The organism is Caballeronia sp. AZ7_KS35, assembly GCF_023631045.1.
Lineage (GTDB): Bacteria > Pseudomonadota > Gammaproteobacteria > Burkholderiales > Burkholderiaceae > Caballeronia > Caballeronia zhejiangensis.
Genome location: NZ_JALQDV010000003.1, coordinates 225,727 through 246,597 on the forward strand (window position 1 = coordinate 225,727; position 20,871 = coordinate 246,597).

Sequence of the window (20,871 nt, forward strand, 5' to 3'; positions counted from 1 at the left end):
AACTTAGGTTTGGAGGTTCAAAATGAGTGTGGCTGACATCAAGAAGAGCGTCGACCAGAAGATGCAGCGGTCGATCGAAGCGTTCAAGGCCGATCTCGCCAAGATCCGTACGGGCCGCGCCCACACCGGGCTGCTCGACCACATCCAGGTCGACTACTACGGTTCGAACGTGCCCATCTCGCAAGTCGCGAACATGACGCTCGTCGATGCCCGTACGATCGGCGTGCAGCCGTGGGAAAAGAAGATGGTCGCCGTGATCGAGAAGGCGATCCGCGAATCGGATCTCGGCCTGAACCCTGCCACGCAGGGCGACCTGATCCGCGTGCCGATGCCCGCGCTGACCGAAGAGCGCCGTCGCGAACTCACGAAGGTCGTGAAGAGCGAAGGCGAGACCGCCAAGGTCGCCGTGCGCAATCTGCGCCGCGATGCGAACGATCAACTGAAGAAACTCGTGAAGGACAAGGAGATTTCGGAAGACGACGAGCGCCGTGCGAGCGACGAAGTGCAGAAGTTCACCGACAAGTTCGTCGCCGAAATCGACAAGCTCGTTCAGACCAAAGAATCCGAAATCATGACGGTGTGAGGCCGTAGAGACGGTCCTGCCAAGCCCGGACGTGCAAGCTCCGGGCTGGCTCTCACTTCTTCAGATTCCCAGATTCAGCGGCCATGACCTATACCAGCTCCACCGTTGCCGTGCCCGATGTCGCGGCTGTCCCGCGTCACGTCGCGATCATCATGGACGGCAATGGCCGATGGGCGACCGAGCGGCGTCTGCCGCGCGTCGCCGGTCATACGCGCGGCGTCGATGCGGTCCGCGCGACCGTCGAAAGCTGCGCGCGGCGCGGCGTCGAATTCGTCACGCTCTTCGCGTTCAGTTCCGAAAACTGGCGCCGTCCGACCGACGAAGTGTCCTTCCTGATGCGCCTGTTCGTGACCGCGCTCGAACGCGAGATCGGCAAGCTGCATGCGAACGGCATTCGTCTGCGCGTCGTCGGCGACATTTCCATGTTCGACGACCGCATCCGCGCGCTCATCCAACGCGCCGAAACCAAGACAGCCCGCAATACGCGACTCACGCTGACCATCGCTGCCAATTACGGCGGGCGCTGGGACATCATGCAGGCGACGAAGAAGCTCATCGCGGAGTCTCTCGAGTCGGGCGTGCCCGCGCGCGTGGACGACGAATCGTTCGCCGAACATCTCGCGATGGCCTACGCGCCGGAGCCGGATCTGTTCATCCGCACGGGCGGCGAGCAGCGCATCAGCAACTTCCTGCTGTGGCAGCTCGCTTACACCGAGTTCTACTTCACCGACACCTACTGGCCCGACTTCGACGCCGACGCCCTGGACCGCGCGATCGCGTCCTACGGCGACCGCGAACGCCGCTTCGGGCGCACCAGCGCGCAACTCGCTTCCCAATCGCAGAAGGCCGACACCCTTTCATGCTAAGAACCCGTGTCATCACGGCAATCGTCCTGCTCGCCGTACTCGTGCCGATCACGCTGTTTGCGCCGATCGGCGCATTCGGAGCGTTGATCGGGTTCGTCGTCGTGTTCGCGGCGTGGGAATGGGGACGGCTCCTCAAGCTGAACGGGGCGGGGCCGGTCGCTTACGCGCTCGTCGCGGGCATCGCGCTCGTTCTGAGCACGTTCCTCGGGATCAAAGCCACGCCGCTCTACCAGATGGCCGGTATTTTCTGGGTGCTGGCGGGGCCTTACGCATTGCTTCGCAAGCCCGCGCTGGCCGCGCACGCCTGGCGCGCGTTCCTGCTTTTCGCCGGAATCGTCGTGTTTCTGGCCTGCTGGCACGCGGTCGTCGACGCGCGCACGCGAGGCGTATCCTTCGTGCTATCGCTTCTGCTAGTAGTCTGGCTGGCTGATATAGGCGCATACTTCGCCGGAAAAGCGCTCGGCCGCCATAAGCTCGCCCCGTCGATCAGCCCGGGCAAGACCTGGGAGGGCGCCATCGGCGGGTGGCTCGCCGTTATCGTCATCGGCGCGCTCGCCGCCGCCACCGGCTTTTACGCGCCCACCGTATTCACCGCCTTCGTCGGACAGCTCGGCTGGGATCGCGCGTTCGTCGCGCTTTCCGTGCTGGTCGCGTTCAGCGTCGTCGGCGATCTGTTCGAGTCGCTGCTCAAGCGCCAGGCGGGTGTCAAGGACTCGAGCGGCCTTCTGCCGGGTCACGGCGGCGTCCTCGACCGCATCGACGCATTGTTGCCTGTATTGCCGATCGCATTGCTCATGCTTGGCTGATCGGCTAGAGAAGAATTTATGCAAACACGTCTCACACTGCTCGGCTCCACGGGCTCGATCGGCGATAGCACGCTCGACGTCGTGGCGCGGCATGCGGACCGTTTCTCGGTCTACGCGCTCACCGCTCACCGCAACGGCGACAAACTCGTCGCGCAATGTCTGAAGTTTCAGCCCGAAGTGGCGGTCGTCGGCGACGCCGAAACCGCCGTACGCGTCGCGGCTGCGTTGCGCGCGCAGGGTTGCAAGACCGAAGTGACGCACGGGCCGGAGGCGCTCGTCGAAGTCGCGCGCGCGGCGCAGTGCGATACGGTCGTCGCGGCCATCGTCGGCGCGGCGGGCCTGGCGCCCACGCTCGCCGCCGCACGCGCCGGCAAGCGCATCCTTCTCGCGAACAAGGAAGCGCTCGTGATGTCCGGCCAGATTTTCATGGATGCGGTGCGCGACAACGGCGCGATCCTGCTGCCGGTCGACAGCGAGCACAACGCGGTGTTCCAGTGCCTGCCGCCTTGCGCAGACAAGGAAGCGAAGCTGCACGGCGGCGTCTCGAAGATCATCCTTACGGCGTCCGGCGGTCCTTTCCGCACGCGCGATCCCGCGACGCTCGTGAACGTCACGCCCGAAGAGGCCGTGAAGCATCCGAACTGGGCGATGGGCCGCAAGATCTCGGTCGATTCCGCGACGATGATGAACAAGGGCCTCGAAGTCATCGAGGCGCACTGGCTCTTCAATCTGCCCGGCTCGCGCATCGAGGTGCTGATCCATCCGCAGAGCGTGATTCATTCGATGGTGTCCTATGCCGACGGCTCGGTGCTCGCGCAACTCGGCAATCCGGACATGCGTACGCCGATCGCGCATGCACTGGCGTATCCTGAGCGTGTCGATTCGGGCGTCGCGCCGCTCGATCTCGCGCAGATCGCGACGCTCACATTCGAAAAACCCGACTTCGCGCGCTTCCCGTGTCTCGCGCTGGCGATTGCCGCGCTGGAAGCAGGCGGCATCGCGAGCGCGGCGTTGAACGCGGCCAATGAAATCGCCGTCGAGGCGTTCCTCGATCGCCGCATCGGCTTCATGGCGATCGGCGACGTGGTGGATCGCGTGCTGAACGCGCTGCCGAATACGAGCGCCGCGACCTTGGCCGACGTTCTCGCCGCGGATGCCGACGCGCGCCGTCTGGCGTCCCGTTTCGTCGCAGAGCTCACCGCGAGCGCGCCGGGCGCCGAACCCATCGCCCATTGAGGCCGTCATGAACTTTCTGACCGAAATCGTCGCCTTCGTTGTCGCGATAGGCGTACTCGTCGTCGTCCACGAATTCGGTCACTACAGCGTCGCGCGACTGTGCGGCGTGAAAGTGCTGCGGTTCTCGGTCGGCTTCGGCAAGCCGCTCGTGCGATGGGTCAGCAAGAAGACGGGCGTCGAATGGACGATCGCCGCGCTGCCGCTCGGCGGCTACGTGAAGATGCTCGACGAACGCGAGGTCGATCCCGAGAGCGGCACGACCATTCCCGCTGAAGACCTGCCGCGCGCGTTCAACCGTCAGAACGTGGGCAAGCGCATCGCGATCGTCGCGGCGGGGCCGATCGCCAATTTCCTGCTCGCAATCGTGCTGTTTTCCGCCGTGTTCGCGGGCGGCGTGACCGAGCCGGCGGCGATCGTTTCGCAGCCCGCTTCCGATACGGCGGCGGCGCAAGCGGGCTTCGAAGGCGGCGAAACGATTCTCTCGATGCGTGACGCGGAAGGCGGCGAGACGCATCCGATCCGCTCATGGTCCGACCTGCGCTGGAAGATGCTCGACGCATCGTTCGATCATCGGCGCATCGTGCTGACGGCGAAGACGCACGACGGCACCTTCGACTTTCCGGTGACGGTCACGGGCATCACCGATTCCGAAGCCGATCAGGATTTCATGGACAAGCTCGGCTTCACGCCGGGCGGCGGCACGCTGACGGTCGCGGGCGTCGAGGCGGGCAGCGCGGCGCAGAAGAGCGGGCTGAAGGCGGGCGACATGCTGCGCGCGATCGACGGCCGCAGCGTCGACAACGCGACGAGCTTCATCGACTACGTGAAGGCGCACGGCGGCAAGCCGGTGACGCTCGTGGTCGAGCGCAACGGCCAGCGCGATTCCGTGCAGATCGTGCCGGACGTGAAGCGCGATGCGTCGACGGGCAAGGACATCGGGCGTATCGGCGCCGCGCTCGCGAATCAACTGCCGACGGTGGATGTGCGCTACGGGCCGCTCGAAAGTCTGCGCCTCGGCGTGAACCGCACGTGGGATATCAGCGTGTACTCGCTGCGCATGTTCGGGCGGATGATCACCGGCGAGGCGTCGCTCAAGAATCTGTCAGGGCCGGTCACGATTGCCGACTACGCGGGCAAGAGCGCAAGGCTCGGCGCGACGGCCTTCATTTCGTTTCTGGCACTCGTGAGCATCAGCCTCGGAGTGTTGAACTTGTTACCGATTCCGGTATTGGACGGTGGGCATCTGTTATATTATTTGGTTGAGGCTGTTACCGGCAAGGCAGTATCCGATCGCTGGCAGCTTGTTCTGCAAAGGGCGGGCCTGGTCTGCATCGTCGCTCTGTCGATGATCGCGCTGTTCAATGACCTCGCGCGTCTGATTCGTTTTTGATCCACTTTGACAATTTCTGGCGGCGTCTTTCGAGCGACCGCCGGAACGAATGCAGCTTTAAATACTGGGGAAGCACGTTGTTCAAACCTCATCGCTTTGTTCCTAAGACGGCTGTGGCCGCGGCGCTCGCCGCAACGGGCATGGCGGCGCACGCCACCACGCCGTTCGTCGTGCAGGATATTCGGATCGACGGTCTCCAACGCATCGAGCCTGGCTCCGTGTTCGCTTATCTGCCGATCAAGCAAGGCGACACCTTCACCGACGACAAGGCCTCCGAAGCGATTCGCGCACTCTACGCAACGGGTTTCTTCAACGACGTTCAGATTGCCACCGAAGGCAACGTGGTGATCGTTCAGGTGCAGGAACGCCCGGCGATTTCGGCCATCGATTTCGCGGGCCTGCACGAGTTCGACAAGGACAACCTCACGAAGGCGCTGCGTTCCGTCGGCCTGTCGCAAGGCCGCTCGTACGACAAGGCGCTCGTCGACAAGGCGGAGCAGGAGCTCAAGCGCCAATACCTGACGCGCGGCTACTACGCCGCGGAAGTCACGACCACCGTGACGCCGGTCGACCGCAATCGCGTGCAGATCCTGTTCTCCGTCGCGGAAGGTCCGAGCGCGAAGATTCGCCAGATCAACTTCGTCGGCAACAAGGCGTTCAGTTCCAGTACGCTGCTCGGCGAAATGCAGCTTTCCACGCCGAACTGGTTCTCGTGGTACACGAAGAGCGATCTCTACGCGAAGGAAAAGCTCACGGGCGACCTCGAGAACGTGCGCTCGTACTATCTGAACCGCGGCTACCTCGAGTTCGCGATCGACTCCACGCAGGTGTCGATCTCGCCGGACAAGAAGGACATGTATCTGACGATCGCCGTGCACGAAGGCGAGCCGTACAAGATCAGCAGCATCACGCTTTCGGGCAATCTGCTCGACCGTCAGGCCGAGCTCAACAAGCTCATCAAGATCAAACCGGGCGAGCGCTTCTCGGCCGAAAAGCTGCAGTCGACCACCAAGGCGATCGTCGACAAGCTCGGCGAATACGGCTACGCGTTCGCGCAGGTCAACGCGCAGCCGCAGATCGATCAGGCGAACCACACCGTGGCGCTCACGCTGCAAGTGGATCCGAGCCGTCGCGTGTATGTGCGGCGCGTGAACATCGTCGGCAATACGCGCACGCGCGACGAAGTGGTGCGCCGCGAAATGCGCCAGCTCGAAAGCTCGTGGTTCGATTCGAGCCGCCTCGCGCTGTCGAAGGACCGTATCAACCGTCTCGGCTACTTCACCGACGTGGACGTCACTACGACGCCCGTGGAAGGCACGAACGACCAGGTCGACGTCGACGTGAAGGTGGCCGAAAAGCCGACCGGCGCGATCACGCTGGGCGCGGGCTTCTCGTCGACGGACAAGGTGGTGCTCTCGGCGGGCGTGTCGCAGGACAACGTGTTCGGCTCGGGCACGAGTCTCGCGGTCAACGTGAACACCGCGAAAACCTATCGCACGCTGACCGTGACGCAGGTCGATCCGTACTTCACGATCGACGGCATCAAGCGCATCACCGACGCTTACTACCGCACGTATCAGCCGCTGTATTACTCGACGGATTCGAGCTTCAAGATCATCACGATGGGTGCGGACACGAAGTTCGGCATCCCGTTCTCGGAGCAGGACACGGTGTTCTTCGGCGTCGGAGCCGAACAGAACACGATGGACGTGGACAGCAACACGCCGCAGTCCTACAAGAACTACGTGAACGAGTTCGGCCGTGTCGTGAACAACTATCCGCTGACCGCGGGCTGGTCGCGAGACAATCGCGACAGCGCGCTCGTCCCGAGCCGCGGCTACTACATCCAGTCGAACGCAGAATACGGCACGCCGCTCGGCAACACGACGTACGCGAAGTTCGACGCGCAGTTCCAGTATTACTACTCGTTCGCGCGCGGTTTCGTGCTCGGCTTCAATCTGCAGGGCGGCTACGGCAAGGGCCTGCAAGGGCAGACGTACCCGATCTTCAAGAACTACTACGCGGGTGGTATCGGTTCGGTGCGCGGTTACTCGCCGAGCTCGCTGGGTCCGCGCGACGCGAAAACCAACGACCCGATCGGCGGCTCGCGCATGGCGGTCGGCAATATCGAGCTGACGTTCCCGCTGCCGGGAACGGGCTACGATCGTACGCTGCGCGTGTTCACCTTCCTCGATGCCGGTAACGTCTGGGGCGATCCGGGTCAAGGCGGTACGAGCGGCGGTGCAAACGGCTTGCGCTACGGTTACGGTCTGGGTCTCGCGTGGATCTCGCCGATCGGCCCGCTCAAGCTGAGCCTCGGCTTCCCGCTGCAGAAGCATGAGGGCGACCAGTATCAGAAGTTCCAGTTCCAGATCGGTACGGCGTTCTAAGCAGCCCGCCGATGAACGCGAACTTCATTTTTTTCGACGTAACGTGAGGAACACTTTGGGAACCGGTAAGCATTCGAAACATAGGGCGCTGGCGCTTGCGTTGTCGATGGTTCTCGGCCTGGGCACGGCGATGTCCGCCAGTGCTCAGGAAGCGCGCATCGCGGCGGTCAATTCGGACCGCATCTTGCGCGAATCGTCCGCGGCGAAGGCCGCCCAGTCGAAGCTCGAGCAGGAATTCTCCAAACGCGACAAGGCGCTGCAGGACATGGCGCAGCGCCTGAAGGCGATGTCGGACAACATCGACAAGAACGGTGCCTCGATGTCGCCGACCGACCGCGCGGCCCGTCAGCGCGATCTGGCGCAGCTCGACGCGGACTTCCAGCGCAAGCAGCGCGAGTTCCGCGAGGACCTGAACCAGCGCCGTAACGAGGAACTCGCGGCGGTGCTGGACCGCGCGAACAAGGTGATCAAGCAGATCGCCGAGCAGCAGCACTACGACCTGATCGTGCAGGAAGCGGTGTACGTGAGCCCGCGCATCGACATTACGGATCAGGTGCTGAAGGCGCTGGCGGCGGGCGCGACCGGCACGGGTTCGCTCACGAACCCGAACTGACGAGGACTGAGACGAGATGGCATCAGGCATGACGATCACCCTCGGCGAGCTGGTGAAACGCTTCGGCGGCGAGGTGGTCGGCGACGGCGCGCACGCGGTCGGCAGTCTCGCGCCGCTCGACAAGGCGGGCCCCGCGCAGCTCGCGTTTCTCGCGAATCAGAAGTATCTGCCGCAAGTCGAGACGACGCGCGCCGGCGCCGTGCTGATTTCCCCGGCCGACCTCGACAAGGTGACGAATCGCGCGGGCAGTAATTTCATCGTCACGCCGAATCCTTACGCTTATTTCGCTCGCGTGGCTCAGGCGTTCATCGACTTGGCGACGCCCAAGGCCAAGCCTGGCGTGCATCCGAGCGCCTACATCGATCCGGACGCGAAGGTTGCGGCGAGCGCCGTGATCGGCCCTCACGTGACGGTTGAGGCGGGCGCGGTCGTCGGCGAGCGCGTGAAGCTGGATGCGGGCGTAGTCGTCGGGCGCGGCGTTACGCTAGGCGACGACGTTCATCTGTATCCGAACGTCACCGTTTATCACGGCTGCAAGCTCGGCGCGCGCGTGATCGTGCACGCGGGCGCGGTGATCGGTGCAGACGGTTTCGGCTTCGCTCCGGATTTCGTCGGCGAGGGCGATGCGCGCACCGGAAGCTGGGTGAAGATTCCGCAGGTTGGCGCGGTGGATATCGCCGACGACGTGGAAATCGGCGCCAACACGACGATCGATCGCGGCGCGATGGCGGACACCGTCATCGAGGAATGCGTGAAGATCGATAATCTCGTGCAGATCGGCCACAACTGCCGCATCGGCGCGTACACGGTCATCGCCGGCTGCGCGGGCATCGCGGGCAGCACGAGCATCGGCAAGCATTGCATGATCGGCGGCGCGGTGGGCATCGCGGGGCACGTGACGCTCGCGGACTACGTGATCGTCACCGCGCAATCCGGCGTGTCGAAGTCGCTCCTGAAGCCCGGCATGTACACGAGCGCGTTTCCGGCCGTGCCGCATGCAGACTGGAACAAGAGCGCGGCGATCATGCGCAATCTGGACAAGATGCGCGAGCGCATCAAGGCGCTCGAGACCGCGCTCGCCGATTCAGGCAAGCGCGACGAGACGAGCGGCGGCGCATAAGCGCCGGGCTCGTTCGAACGAAGAACGAACCACAAGCAAGAGCGGGCCGGTTCAAGCCGCCGAAGCGAGCTGGCAATCCCGGGCGGGCGTCCGATACGGCCCGCCATCCAAATTTCCGCGCCCGACGCGCGCGTGAGCAGAACGACCATGAGCACAGAAAAAACCAATCTCGACATCCACAAGATTCTCACGCTGCTGCCGCATCGCTATCCGATCCTGCTCGTGGACCGCGTGCTCGAACTCGAGCCGCACAAGAGCATCAAAGCGATCAAGAACGTGACGATCAACGAGCCGTATTTCCAGGGCCACTTCCCGACGCGCCCGGTGATGCCCGGCGTGCTGATTCTCGAAGCGCTCGCGCAGACGGCCGCGCTTCTGACGTTCGCGGAAGAGCCGCACGATCCGTCCAACACGCTCTATTACTTCGTCGGCATCGACGGCGCGCGCTTCAAGCGCGTGGTGGAGCCGGGCGATCAGCTCGTTCTCAACGTCACGTTCGAGCGGTACATGCGGGGCATCTGGAAGTTCAAGGCGCGCGCCGAAGTGGACGGCGTGACCGCCGCCGAAGCCGAGCTCATGTGTACCGTCAAGAGCACGGACGCCTGAGCGCCTTCGCGTTCACACCGCGTTCAACGTAACAAGCAGCACGAACAGCATAGGCGAAAAGCGCATGAGCAAGATTCACCCAACCGCGATCATCGAGCCGGGCGCTCAGCTCGACGAGTCCGTCGAAGTCGGGCCGTACGCGATCGTCGGTTCGCACGTCGTGATCGGCGCGGGCACGACCATTGGCTCGCACAGCGTGATCGAGGGCCACACCACGATCGGCCGCGATAACCGCATCGGCCATTACGCGTCGATCGGCGGCCGTCCGCAGGACATGAAGTACAAGGGCGAGCCGACGCGCCTCGAAATCGGCGACCGCAACACCATCCGCGAATTCACGACGCTGCACACGGGCACGGCGCAGGATCAGGGCCTCACGTCGATCGGCAGCGACTGCTGGATCATGGCGTACGTGCACGTCGGTCACGACTGCCGGCTCGGCGACAACGTCATCATGTCGAGCAACGCGCAACTGGCGGGACATGTCATCGTCGGAGACCACGCGATCGTCGGCGGCATGTCGGGCGTGCATCAGTTCGTGCGCATCGGCGCGCATTCCATGCTGGGCGGCGCATCGGCGCTCGTGCAGGACGTGCCGCCGTTCGTCATCGCGGCAGGCAACAAGGCGGAGCCGCACGGCATCAACGTCGAGGGTCTCCGCCGCCGCGGCTTCACGCCCGACGCCATTTCGGCGCTGCGCTCCGCGTATCGCATCGTCTACAAGAGCGGCCTGTCGCTCGAAGAGGCGAAAGCGCAGCTGAAGGAGCTGAGCACGGCAGGCGGCGAGGGCGATGCGCCCGTCAAGGCATTCTCCGATTTCATCGCGGCGTCGCAGCGCGGCATCATCCGCTGACACGCTGTCCGATGACCCTGATCACCAACCCGCCACGCATCGCGATGGTCGCGGGCGAGCCGTCCGGCGACCTGCTCGCGGCATCGCTGCTCAAAGGCCTGCGGCGCACGCTGCCCGAAGGCACGCGCTATAGCGGCATCGGCGGTCCGCGCATGACGGCCGAGGGCTTCGAAGCGCATTGGCCGATGGACAAGCTGACCGTGCGCGGCTATGTCGAAGCGCTGAAGCACATTCCCGAGATTCTCGGCATCCGCAACGAGATCAAGCGTCAGTTGCTTGCCGAGCCGCCGTCGGTTTTCATCGGTGTGGACGCGCCCGATTTCAACTTCGGCCTCGAGCAGCCGCTGCGCGAAGCGGGCATTCCGACCGTGCATTTCGTCTGTCCGTCGATCTGGGCGTGGCGCGGCGGCCGCATCAAGAAGATCGTGAAAGCGGTCGATCACATGCTGTGCGTGTTTCCGTTCGAAACGGCGCTGATGGAAAAGGCGGGCGTCGCCGCGAGCTACGTCGGCCATCCGCTCGCCGATGACATTCCGCTCGAGCCGGACGTCGCGGGCGCGCGCCGCGAACTCGGCATCGCGGAAGGCGGTCCGGTGATCGCGGTCCTGCCGGGCAGCCGTCGCTCGGAGATTTCGCTGATCGGCCCGACCTTCTTCGACGCGATGGAACTGATGCAGCTTCACGAGCCCAACGTGCGCTTCCTGATGCCTGCGGCGAATCCGGCGTTGCGCGAACTGCTGCGGCCGCTCGTGGACGCGCATCCGCATCTGTCGCTGACGATCACGGACGGCAACGCCCAGCGCGCGATGACCGCCGCCGATGCGATCCTCGTGAAAAGCGGCACGGTGACGCTCGAAGCGGCGCTGCTCAAGAAGCCGATGGTCATCTCGTACAAGGTGCCTTGGCTGACGGGTCAGATCATGAAGCGTCAGGGTTATCTGCCGTATGTCGGCTTGCCGAACATTCTGGCGGGCCGCTTCGTCGTGCCGGAAATCCTGCAGCACTTCGCGACGCCCGAAGCGCTCGCCGACGCCACGCTGAAACAGTTGAACGACGACGCCAACCGCCGTACCCTGACGGAAATATTCACCGACATGCACATCGCGCTGCGCCAGAACACGTCGCAGAAAGCGGCCGAGGCCGTCGCGCGGGTGCTCGACACGCGGAGGCCGCGGTAATGGCCGCTAGACGATCGGCGCAAGCCGGACTCGATTTCAGCTCACCGTTCGACGTCGTTTGTGGCGTCGACGAGGCCGGGCGCGGTCCGCTGGCCGGTCCGGTCGTGGCGGCGGCGGTCATCTTCGATCCGGCGAAGCCGCGCATCAACGGCCTCGACGATTCGAAGGCGCTCTCTGCCAAAAGGCGCGAAGAGCTGTACGAGAAGATCGTCGATCGCGCGCTCGCGTACTGCATCGCGTCGGCGAGCGTCGAGGAAATCGACACCATCAACATCCTGCACGCGAGCATGCTGGCGATGAAGCGCGCGGTGGAAGGCCTCTCGGTCGCGCCGACGCTCGTGAAAGTCGATGGCAATCGCTGCCCGACCTTGTCCATCCGCAGCGAAGCCGTGATCGGCGGCGATGCGCTCGTCAAGCAGATCTCGGCGGCGTCGATTCTCGCAAAGGTCACGCGTGATCGCATGCTGGTCGATCTGCACGAACTTTTTCCGATGTACGGCTTCGCCACGCATTCCGGCTACGGCACGCCGCAGCATCTGAAGGCGCTGCGCGAACATGGGCCGTGCGAGCATCATCGGCGGTCGTTCGCGCCGGTGCGCGAGGCGCACGCGCTCGTGTTCGGTTCGGTGTTGCCCGAGATCGCTCCCGAAGTGCTTCAGGTCGCATCGACGATCGAAGACGATCCCGACGCGCTCGCCTTCTGAGCGTCAACCGAATCAACGTGAAATCCATCACTTCGCGGGACAACCCGCTCTACAAGCGCATGAAGGCGCTCGCCGGGTCGACGGCGCAGCAGCGCAGAAGCGGCCACGCGCTGCTCGAAGGCCTGCATCTGGCGTCAGCGTATCTCGACGCGGCGGGCCAGCCGGAAACGTGCGTCGTCACCGAAGGCGCGCTCACGCACGAGGAAGCGCGCGAGATCGTCGCGCGCATCGAAGAGAAGCGCGTCGTCGTGTTGCCGGATGCGCTTTTCGGGCAGTTGTCGAGCGTCGTTCACGGCGTGGGCATGCTGTTGCTCGTCGAAAAGATCGATGCAGAATTGCCCGCGCGCGTCGCACAAACCTGCGTGATTCTCGATGGCGTTCAGGACGCCGGCAATGTCGGCTCGATTCTGCGCAGCGCGGCGGCGGCGGGCATCACGCGCGTATTCTGCGCGCCGGGCACGGCATACGCGTGGTCATCGAAAGTGCTGCGCTCGGGCATGGGCGCGCATTTTCTGCTGGATATTTTCGAGGACGTCGAACCGGCCGATCTCATCGCGCGACTCGACGCACCCGTGACGATCACCGATTCGCACGGTGCCGTCGCGCTCTACGATTGCGACCTGTCGGGCGCGCTCGCCTGGGTGTTCGGCAACGAAGGCGCGGGCGTGTCGCAAATCTGGCGTGATGCGGTGACGCATCGCGTGACGATTCCGCAGCCGGGCGGCATGGAATCGCTGAACGTGGCGGCCGCGGCGGCGATCTGTCTCTTCGAGCAGTGCCGCCAGCAGCGCTGACAGCCGTCAATAGTAGGAAGGCCGCTCCGGCTTGACCTCCTGCAGGATCGTCGTGGCGATTTCCTCGATCGACTTGTGCGTCGACGAAAGCCACTTGATGCCTTCGCGCTTCATCATCATTTCCGCCTCGTTGATCTCGTAGCGGCAGTTTTCGAGTGCGGCGTACTTGCTGCCCGGACGGCGTTCGTTACGGATCTCGGCCAGCCGCTGCGGATCGATGGACAAACCGAACATCTTCGTCCGATGCTCGAGCAGCGGCGTCGGCAGCTTGCCGCGCTCGAAATCTTCGGGAATCAGCGGATAGTTCGCCGCCTTCACGCCGTACTGCATCGCGAGATAAAGGCTCGTCGGCGTTTTGCCGCTGCGCGATACGCCGACGAGAATGACGTCCGCGTCGGCGAGATTGCGGTTCGACTGGCCGTCGTCGTGGGCGAGCGAGAAATTGATCGCCTCGATGCGATTCTTGTATTCCTCCGTGTCGGCGTTCTGGTGCACGCGGCCCATCGCGTGCGTCGATTTCATTTCCAGTTCGTGCTCGAGCGGCTCGATGAAGGTCTGGAACATGTCGAGCACGAGCGCGTTGCAGCCCTTGACCACTTCATTCGATGCGCTGTCGACGAGCGTCGTGAACACGATCGGCCGGCGGCCATCGAGCGCGACGACTTCGTTGATCTTCTCGACGGTCGCATAGGCCTTGTCGATCGAGTCGACGAACGGCACGCGCACGAGCCGGAATTTTTGATCGAACTGGGCGAGGATCGAATGCGCGAAGGTTTCGGCAGTGATCCCGGTCCCGTCGGAAACGATGAATACGGAAGGCGGCATCGGCGAAAGAGGGAACGAGTTGGGGCGACGATGCTCAAACGCTGAACCGTGGCTAGCGCGAAAGCACGGACGCCGTAAAAACCTGTGTTAAGGTAGCTGACCGCTGGCAGGCAGTGAACCGGGCGTGAGCGCCGGGGTGTGGGTGAGCCCACGATCAGGCGTTAAAGACCTCGATTTTGCCGTGGAACGACTGCCCGGCCGAAACAATTTTGAAATACGGCAAGGTAGAATAGCGGCAACCTGTTCGATAAGCAATTGCGGAGAAATTGAATCGGATTTTCGTCAAATCGCGGTCGTTTCGTGGCATTTCGTTACGTCAGTCCACGTTTTCGAGCAGATTTCAGACGTACCCCGCTTCTTTTTGACGTGCCCCGGTTCTCGCGGGCGCGTGTCCCCGAAGGTTTATCAAACAGGTTGTACGAGATGCGTGCGCGCTTCCAATGAGCGCGCTCGCATATGAGCCCACTCGTGCGATCGTGAATTCCATCCACCTTAGGGGCTTGTATGACTAACGCAGTCAATGTTGCGAAAGATGTCGCAAAGGATCAGGCGTATGTAGTTCCATTCGAGCAGTTGCGAATGACCGACGTGGAAATCGTCGGCGGCAAGAATGCGTCGCTCGGCGAAATGATCAGCCAGCTTTCCGAAGCCGGCGTTCGCGTGCCGACGGGCTTCGCCACGACTGCGCTCGCATTCCGCGACTTCCTCCATCACAACAATCTGACGGACCGCATCGCCAATCGTCTCGAGACGCTCGATGTCGACGACGTCAAGGCGCTCGCCGAAGCCGGCAAGGAAATCCGTCAGTGGATCGTCGACGCGCCGATGCAGCCGCGCCTCGAAGACGAAATCCGCCGCGGTTTCGAAGTCCTTCAAGCCAGCTCGCCCGAAGAGCTTTCGTTTGCCGTGCGCTCGTCGGCGACGGCCGAGGACTTGCCGGACGCATCCTTCGCGGGCCAGCAGGAAAGCTATCTGAACGTGGTCGGCATCGAGGACGTGCTCGATCGCATGAAGCACGTGTTTGCGTCGCTTTATAACGACCGCGCCATTTCCTATCGCGTCCACAAGGGCTTCACGCATGCGGAAGTCGCTTTGTCGGCGGGCGTGCAGCGCATGGTGCGCTCCGACGTCGGCGCGGCCGGCGTGATGTTCACCATCGACACGGAATCGGGCTTCAAGGAAACCGTCTTCATCACGTCGAGCTACGGCCTGGGCGAAACCGTCGTGCAAGGCGCGGTGAATCCGGACGAGTTCCACGTCTTCAAAACGACGCTCGAACAGGGCAAATACCCGATCATCCGGCGCTCGATCGGCTCGAAGCTCATCAAGATGGAATTCACGAAGCCGGGCGAGCCGGGCCGCGTGAAGACCGTCGACGTGCCGCACGAACAGCGCAACCGCTTCTCGATCACCGACGAAGACGTGATCGAGCTCGCGAAGTACGCGGTCATCATCGAGAAGCACTATCAGCGTCCGATGGACATCGAGTGGGGCAAGGACGGCCGCGACGGCAAGCTGTTCATCCTCCAGGCGCGCCCGGAGACGGTGAAGAGCCAGGCATCGGGCAAGGCCGAAATGCGCTTCAAGCTGAAGGGGCAGTCGAACGTGCTGGCGACCGGCCGCGCGATCGGCCAGAAGATCGGCGCGGGCCCCGTGCGCGTGATTCACGATCCGTCGGAAATGGAACGCGTGCAGCCGGGCGACGTGCTCGTCGCCGACATGACGGACCCTAACTGGGAACCGGTGATGAAGCGCGCATCGGCCATCGTGACCAATCGCGGCGGCCGTACGTGCCACGCGGCGATCATCGCGCGTGAGCTGGGCGTGCCGGCGGTCGTCGGCTGCGGCGACGCAACGGACATCCTGAAGGACGGCGCGCTCGTCACGGTGTCGTGCGCGGAAGGCGACGAAGGCAAGATCTACGACGGCCTGCTCGAAACGGAAGTGACCGAAGTGCAGCGCGGCGAACTGCCGAAGATTCCGGTCAAGATCATGATGAACGTCGGCAATCCGCAACTCGCGTTCGACTTCGCGCAGTTGCCCAACGCGGGCGTCGGCCTGGCGCGACTCGAGTTCATCATCAACAACAACATCGGCGTGCATCCGAAGGCGATTCTGGAGTACCCGAACGTCGATGCCGATCTGAAGAAGGCGGTTGAAAGCGTCGCGCGCGGCCATGCATCGCCGAAAGCGTTCTACGTCGACAAGCTGACCGAAGGCATCGCCACGATTGCAGCGGCGTTCTATCCGAAGCCCGTCATCGTGCGTCTGTCGGACTTCAAGTCGAACGAGTACAAGAAGCTGATCGGCGGTTCGCGCTACGAGCCGGATGAAGAAAATCCGATGCTCGGTTTCCGTGGCGCGTCGCGCTATATCGCGGAAGACTTCGCCGAGGCGTTCCACATGGAATGCATCGCGCTGAAGAAGGTCCGCGAGGAAATGGGCCTGGACAACGTGCAGATCATGGTGCCGTTCGTGCGTACGCTGAAGCAGGCGGATCGCGTGGTCGAGCTGCTGAAGAAGTTCGGTCTCGAACGCGGCAAGAACGACCTGAAGCTCGTGATGATGTGCGAAGTGCCGTCCAACGCGATTCTCGCCGAGCAGTTCCTGGAGCGCTTCGACGGCTTCTCGATCGGTTCGAACGACCTGACGCAGTTGACGCTGGGCCTCGATCGCGACTCGGGCATGGAGTTGCTCGCGGCGGACTTCGACGAGCGCGACGAAGCGGTGCAGTTCATGCTGAAGCGCGCGATCGAGACGTGCCTGAAGCTGAACAAGTACGTCGGCATTTGCGGTCAGGGCCCGTCCGACCACCCTGATCTCGCCGAGTGGCTCGCGAAGCAGGGCATCGAGTCGATGTCGCTTAATCCGGACACGATCATCGATACGTGGCAGCAGCTCGCGAAGACCTTGTCAAAATAAGTCGATGTCACACCTTTCCACTTGCTTTCGGATTGGTGCAGCGTGATATAAAAACACCCCGGACTTTTCCGGGGTGTTTTCGTTTGGAGACCGATGATGGAAACGGGCGGGTTGATCTGGTGGGTCGCTGCGGGCGCGCTGATCGTCGCGGAATTGTTTACCGGAACGTTCTATCTGCTCATGATCGCGCTCGGGATGATCGCGGGCGGCGTCGCTCATGTGCTCGGCGCGTTGCCGCACGTACAGATGGGCGCGGCCGCGGTCATCGCGCTGATCGCGGTGGCGGTGCTGCGGCGCTCGCGCTTCGTCAGCTGGAAGCGGCGTGACGACGCCTCGCGCGATGCGGCCGTGAATCTCGATATCGGCGCGACCCTGGAAGTCGATCAATGGCATCACGGCCACGCGCGCGCAATGTATCGCGGCGCGCAGTGGGATGTCGAGCTCGCACCGGGCGAAACGGAGGGCGCACGGCTTTATCGCATCACGGCGCTCGACGGCAATCGCCTGATCGTCGCGGCCAAGCGGTAGTCCTATAAGGAGAAAAATAATGTCAATGTACTTTGCGCTCATCGTGCTCGTCATCGCGATCGTGATCGTGTCGAAAACGGTCAAGATCGTCCCTCAGCAACACGCATGGATCATGGAACGCCTCGGCCGCTATCATGCAACGCTCACGCCGGGCCTCAACATCGTGCTGCCGTTCATCGATCGCATCGCCTACAAGCACATGCTGAAGGAGATTCCGCTCGAAGTGCCGAGCCAAGTCTGTATCACGCGCGACAACACGCAGCTTCAAGTCGATGGCGTGCTGTACTTCCAGGTCACGGATGCGATGAAGGCTTCGTACGGATCGAGCAACTTCGTGTTCGCGATCACGCAACTGTCGCAGACGACGTTGCGTTCGGTCATCGGCAAGCTGGAGCTCGACAAGACGTTCGAGGAGCGCGACTTCATCAACCAGAGCATCGTGAATGCGCTCGACGAAGCCGCGTCGAACTGGGGCGTGAAAGTGCTGCGCTATGAAATCAAGGATCTCACGCCGCCGAAGGAAATCCTTCACGCGATGCAGGCGCAGATCACCGCCGAGCGCGAGAAGCGCGCGCTGATCGCCGCGTCCGAAGGGCGCAAGCAGGAGCAGATCAATCTGGCATCGGGCGCGCGCGAGGCCGCGATCCAGAAGTCGGAAGGCGAACGGCAGGCGGCGATCAATCAGGCGCAGGGCGAAGCCGCCGCGATTCTCGCGGTGGCGGAAGCGAACGCGCAAGCCATCGAGAAGATCGGCACTGCAATTCAGACAGCGGGCGGCATGGAAGCGGTGAATCTGAAGGTTGCGGAGCAGTATGTCGGCGCGTTCGGCAATCTCGCGAAGCAGGGCAACACGCTGATCGTGCCGGGCAACATGTCCGACATGAGCACGATGATCGCGTCCGCGTTGTCGATCGTGAAAGGCGAGGGCAGCGGCATAATCAGGAAGAGCTGAAGCAATCGGGGGCGCTAAAAAGCGCCCCCGATTCGTTTCACGGTTTAACGCGAGGCGGTTCGCATCAGACGCCCGCGTTCGCGTTCCCAGTCGCGCTTCTTTTCGGTCTCGCGTTTGTCGTGCAACTTCTTGCCCTTCGCGAGGCCGATTTCACATTTCACGCGGCCATCCTTGTAGTGGAAGTTGAGCGGCACGAGCGTGTGCCCGCGCTGCTCGACCTTGCCGATGAGCTTGTCGATCTGTTCGCGGTGGAGGAGCAGCTTGCGCGTGCGCACCGGATCGAGGTTAGCGAATTTCGATGCTTCGGGCAGCGGGCTGATATGCGTGCCGATCAGAAAGAGCTCGCCGTTCTTGATCACGACGTAGCCTTCCTTGATCTGCGCGCGCCCGGCGCGAAGCGCCTTGACTTCCCAGCCCTCGAGCACGAGACCGGCCTCGTAGCGCTCTTCGACGAAGTAATCGAAGAAGGCTTTTCTGTTGTCGATGATGCTCATGAATGGAAAGTGCCCAACTCGTTTAAAATCCTGATTTTAGCAGCGCGCCGGCATGCGTTCGATCCGATGCCTCGTTCTCTTGCGCGTTGCCGCCCAATTCAGCCACCGCTGCGCCCTATATGGCAGACGTCCAGAAAACCGTATTGATCCGCCATTCAGCGGAAGAAATGTTCGACCTCGTCACCGATGTCGCCGACTACCCCAATTTCCTGCCTTGGTGCGGCGGCGTCGAAATCGGCCGCCACGACGAGAACGGCATGGAAGCGAAGATCGACATCAGCTTCAAGGGCATCAAGCAGCATTTCGCGACGCGCAATGTGCAAAAGCGTCCGACCAATATCGATATGGAGTTCCTGAGCGGCCCTTTCAAGAAATTCACCGGATATTGGCACTTTACGCCGCTGCGCGCGGACGCCTGCAAGATCGAATTCGCGCTGCATTACGAATTCTCGAACGTGATTCTGGAGAAGATCATCGGGCCGGTGTTCAGCCATATCGCCAACACGTTCGTCGATTCCTTCGTGAAGCGCGCGGACCAGCGCTACGGCAAGCCATGATGCATATCGATGTCTGCTACGGCCTGCCCGATGGCGCGTTCCTGAAGCGCGTCGATCTGCCCGAGGGCGCGACGGTGCGCGATGCGATCGACGCAAGCGGCGTGCTGCTCGCGCATCGCGACATCGATCTGACGACGCAGAAGGTCGGCGTGTTCGGCAAGCCGAAGCCGCTCGACGCGGCGCTCGCCGATTTCGACCGCGTCGAGATTTATCGGCCGCTGAAGGTGGATCCGAAGGCCGCGCGCCAGCGCCGCGTGGACAAGGCGCGCAAGGCGGGTTCGATCGAAGGGCGCAAGTGGCAGTCGAAGGATTCGCGCTGAGCGAATTCAATGCGCGGGCGCTTCTTTCGCCGCGGCGGGCGCCGGCTCCAGCGTGTGCTGCCTGACCGACCAGATTACGCCGGCGAGCAGCAGCACGATCGCGAGCACTTCGGGCGAGCGCGGCCAGCGGCCGTCGTAGACGAAGGCGTAGAGCAGGGCGAAGAGCGTCTCGAACACGATCATCTGCCCTGACAGCGTGAGCGGCAGGCGCTTCGCTGCCGCGTTCCACAGCATGTTGCCGAGCCACGAGCCGCCGGTGGCCAGCGCAAAAGAAACGATCCAGAACAGATGCCAGCGCGACGCGGGGACGCTCGCCTGCACCGTGCCCGCGGGCAGCATCCAGACGATCGCGCCGAGCGCGACGCCGAGCAGACCCGTCACGATGCCCCACAGGATGGACCACTCGTTGCCGTCGAAATGGCGATTCGATTGCAGATACCGCGCGTTGACGACCGCGTACCACGTCCAAGAAGCGAGCGCCCCGAGCGCGCATCCGAGTCCGGCGAGGCGCGTGAGCACACTCGTCGCGTGATCGGCGTCGCTGAATACATCGAGATTGATGCACGCGATGCCCGCCAGCACGAGCAGGAGCGGCCCGATGAGCCTTTTCAGGTCGACCGCGCCGCGATCCCGCCGTCCGGCGAGCGTGACGGTCACGGGGAGAATGCCGACGATCAGCGACGAAGGCGCGACGCCCACGAGCTGCACCGCGCTCGCGAGCAGCATGTAGTACAGCAGGTTGCCGACCAGCGCGAGCTTCGCGAGCGCGATGAAATCGGCGCGCGTGAGCTTGGCCGCGAGGCGCCGGGCGAACGGCAGCGCCACCGCAAGCGAAACCGCGCCGTACATCAGATAGCGCCCGACGGAGAGCGTCAGCGGCGAAAAATCCGGCAAGAGCCGTGGCGCGAGAAAGATGAAACCCCAGATCGCTCCCGCCGCCATTCCGTACATCACACCGCGCTGCATCGTCCGACTCCTGCTGAAATTTCAACTGACGGCGCGAAGCGTAGCATGTGGCCCCGGGCGGCCGTCTTGTCTAAAACTGCAACAACGCGGACGCCCGGCAGACGGGCGAAAGCGGTCCGGAATTTGCGTCCGAATGGGCTAAGCTGCTGTTCGGGCAGTGAAAATGCA

21 protein-coding genes are annotated in these 20,871 nt (G+C 63.2%); 18 read left to right on the forward strand and 3 right to left on the reverse strand.

Going from position 1 to position 20,871, the window contains the following annotated elements:
- Positions 1-22: 22 nt before the first annotated feature.
- The 13 genes from frr to NCT05_RS07240 all read left to right on the forward strand — a co-directional run bounded on the left by frr (position 23) and on the right by NCT05_RS07240 (position 13,139).
- The gene (gene frr, locus NCT05_RS07180) at positions 23-583 is read left to right on the forward strand and encodes a ribosome recycling factor (RefSeq protein ID WP_008350085.1); all 561 of its coding nucleotides are present in this window, start codon (positions 23-25) and stop codon (positions 581-583) included.
- 83 nt (positions 584-666) lie between these two features.
- Positions 667-1,449 (forward strand): polyprenyl diphosphate synthase, encoded by a 783-nt coding sequence (gene uppS, locus NCT05_RS07185; RefSeq protein ID WP_034471985.1) that lies wholly within the window; start codon positions 667-669, stop codon positions 1,447-1,449.
- The gene (locus tag NCT05_RS07190) at positions 1,443-2,255 is read left to right on the forward strand and encodes a phosphatidate cytidylyltransferase (protein ID WP_008350082.1); all 813 of its coding nucleotides are present in this window, start codon (positions 1,443-1,445) and stop codon (positions 2,253-2,255) included. Before uppS ends, NCT05_RS07190 begins: the two co-directional genes overlap by 7 nt.
- An 18-nt stretch (positions 2,256-2,273) precedes the next feature.
- Complete coding sequence (locus NCT05_RS07195; RefSeq protein WP_175979986.1) at positions 2,274-3,491, forward strand: 1-deoxy-D-xylulose-5-phosphate reductoisomerase; 1,218 nt, start codon at positions 2,274-2,276, stop codon at positions 3,489-3,491.
- Positions 3,492-3,498: 7 nt separating this feature from the next.
- Positions 3,499-4,881, forward strand: coding sequence for an RIP metalloprotease RseP (gene rseP, locus NCT05_RS07200; protein ID WP_008350079.1), 1,383 nt, complete (start codon positions 3,499-3,501; stop codon positions 4,879-4,881).
- 77 nt (positions 4,882-4,958) lie between these two features.
- Complete coding sequence (gene bamA / locus NCT05_RS07205; RefSeq protein WP_008350077.1) at positions 4,959-7,271, forward strand: outer membrane protein assembly factor BamA; 2,313 nt, start codon at positions 4,959-4,961, stop codon at positions 7,269-7,271.
- Positions 7,272-7,377: 106 nt separating this feature from the next.
- Positions 7,378-7,884 carry an OmpH/Skp family outer membrane protein gene (locus tag NCT05_RS07210; protein ID WP_008350075.1) on the forward strand — a complete coding sequence of 169 codons (507 nt, stop codon included), beginning with the start codon at positions 7,378-7,380 and terminating at the stop codon, positions 7,882-7,884.
- A 28-nt stretch (positions 7,885-7,912) separates the two neighbouring features.
- A complete protein-coding gene (lpxD, locus tag NCT05_RS07215; protein WP_250456404.1) occupies positions 7,913-9,004 on the forward strand; it encodes a UDP-3-O-(3-hydroxymyristoyl)glucosamine N-acyltransferase in 1,092 nt (363 codons plus the stop codon).
- Positions 9,005-9,151: 147 nt separating this feature from the next.
- A complete protein-coding gene (gene fabZ / locus NCT05_RS07220) occupies positions 9,152-9,610 on the forward strand; it encodes a 3-hydroxyacyl-ACP dehydratase FabZ (RefSeq protein ID WP_250501993.1) in 459 nt (152 codons plus the stop codon).
- Positions 9,611-9,674: 64 nt separating this feature from the next.
- On the forward strand, positions 9,675-10,463 hold the full coding sequence (gene lpxA, locus NCT05_RS07225) for an acyl-ACP--UDP-N-acetylglucosamine O-acyltransferase (protein WP_008350069.1): 789 nt from the start codon (positions 9,675-9,677) through the stop codon (positions 10,461-10,463).
- Between the two features lie 11 nt (positions 10,464-10,474).
- The gene (lpxB, locus tag NCT05_RS07230; RefSeq protein WP_250501994.1) at positions 10,475-11,641 is read left to right on the forward strand and encodes a lipid-A-disaccharide synthase; all 1,167 of its coding nucleotides are present in this window, start codon (positions 10,475-10,477) and stop codon (positions 11,639-11,641) included.
- A complete protein-coding gene (gene rnhB, locus NCT05_RS07235; protein ID WP_008350066.1) occupies positions 11,641-12,345 on the forward strand; it encodes a ribonuclease HII in 705 nt (234 codons plus the stop codon). Before lpxB ends, rnhB begins: the two co-directional genes overlap by 1 nt.
- 17 nt (positions 12,346-12,362) lie before the next feature.
- Positions 12,363-13,139, forward strand: coding sequence for a TrmH family RNA methyltransferase (locus NCT05_RS07240; protein ID WP_008350064.1), 777 nt, complete (start codon positions 12,363-12,365; stop codon positions 13,137-13,139).
- 6 nt (positions 13,140-13,145) lie between these two features.
- On the opposite strand, the gene ppsR is transcribed toward NCT05_RS07240, so the two are convergent.
- Positions 13,146-13,964 carry a posphoenolpyruvate synthetase regulatory kinase/phosphorylase PpsR gene (ppsR, locus tag NCT05_RS07245; RefSeq protein ID WP_008350062.1) on the reverse strand — a complete coding sequence of 273 codons (819 nt, stop codon included), beginning with the start codon at positions 13,962-13,964 and terminating at the stop codon, positions 13,146-13,148.
- 504 nt (positions 13,965-14,468) lie between these two features.
- Between ppsR and ppsA the strand changes: the two genes are divergently transcribed.
- The 3 genes from ppsA (at position 14,469) to NCT05_RS07260 (ending at position 18,366) form a co-directional block, all read left to right on the forward strand.
- Positions 14,469-16,886, forward strand: coding sequence for a phosphoenolpyruvate synthase (gene ppsA / locus NCT05_RS07250; protein ID WP_033537249.1), 2,418 nt, complete (start codon positions 14,469-14,471; stop codon positions 16,884-16,886).
- A gap of 96 nt (positions 16,887-16,982) precedes the next feature.
- On the forward strand, positions 16,983-17,414 hold the full coding sequence (locus NCT05_RS07255) for an NfeD family protein (protein WP_008350058.1): 432 nt from the start codon (positions 16,983-16,985) through the stop codon (positions 17,412-17,414).
- A gap of 25 nt (positions 17,415-17,439) precedes the next feature.
- Positions 17,440-18,366 carry an SPFH domain-containing protein gene (locus NCT05_RS07260; protein WP_008350056.1) on the forward strand — a complete coding sequence of 309 codons (927 nt, stop codon included), beginning with the start codon at positions 17,440-17,442 and terminating at the stop codon, positions 18,364-18,366.
- A 44-nt stretch (positions 18,367-18,410) separates the two neighbouring features.
- Here the strand turns inward: NCT05_RS07260 and smpB are convergent, their stop codons facing one another.
- Complete coding sequence (smpB, locus tag NCT05_RS07265) at positions 18,411-18,860, reverse strand: SsrA-binding protein SmpB (RefSeq protein WP_008350055.1); 450 nt, start codon at positions 18,858-18,860, stop codon at positions 18,411-18,413.
- A gap of 119 nt (positions 18,861-18,979) precedes the next feature.
- Between smpB and NCT05_RS07270 the strand changes: the two genes are divergently transcribed.
- Together NCT05_RS07270 and NCT05_RS07275 are read left to right on the forward strand one after the other, a co-directional pair.
- The gene (locus tag NCT05_RS07270) at positions 18,980-19,417 is read left to right on the forward strand and encodes a type II toxin-antitoxin system RatA family toxin (protein WP_008350053.1); all 438 of its coding nucleotides are present in this window, start codon (positions 18,980-18,982) and stop codon (positions 19,415-19,417) included.
- The gene (locus NCT05_RS07275; protein WP_008350051.1) at positions 19,414-19,737 is read left to right on the forward strand and encodes an RnfH family protein; all 324 of its coding nucleotides are present in this window, start codon (positions 19,414-19,416) and stop codon (positions 19,735-19,737) included. Before NCT05_RS07270 ends, NCT05_RS07275 begins: the two co-directional genes overlap by 4 nt.
- A gap of 6 nt (positions 19,738-19,743) precedes the next feature.
- Here NCT05_RS07275 and NCT05_RS07280 read toward each other — a convergent pair whose 3' ends face one another.
- A complete protein-coding gene (locus NCT05_RS07280; protein WP_034471975.1) occupies positions 19,744-20,703 on the reverse strand; it encodes a DMT family transporter in 960 nt (319 codons plus the stop codon).
- Positions 20,704-20,871 lie beyond the last annotated feature (168 nt).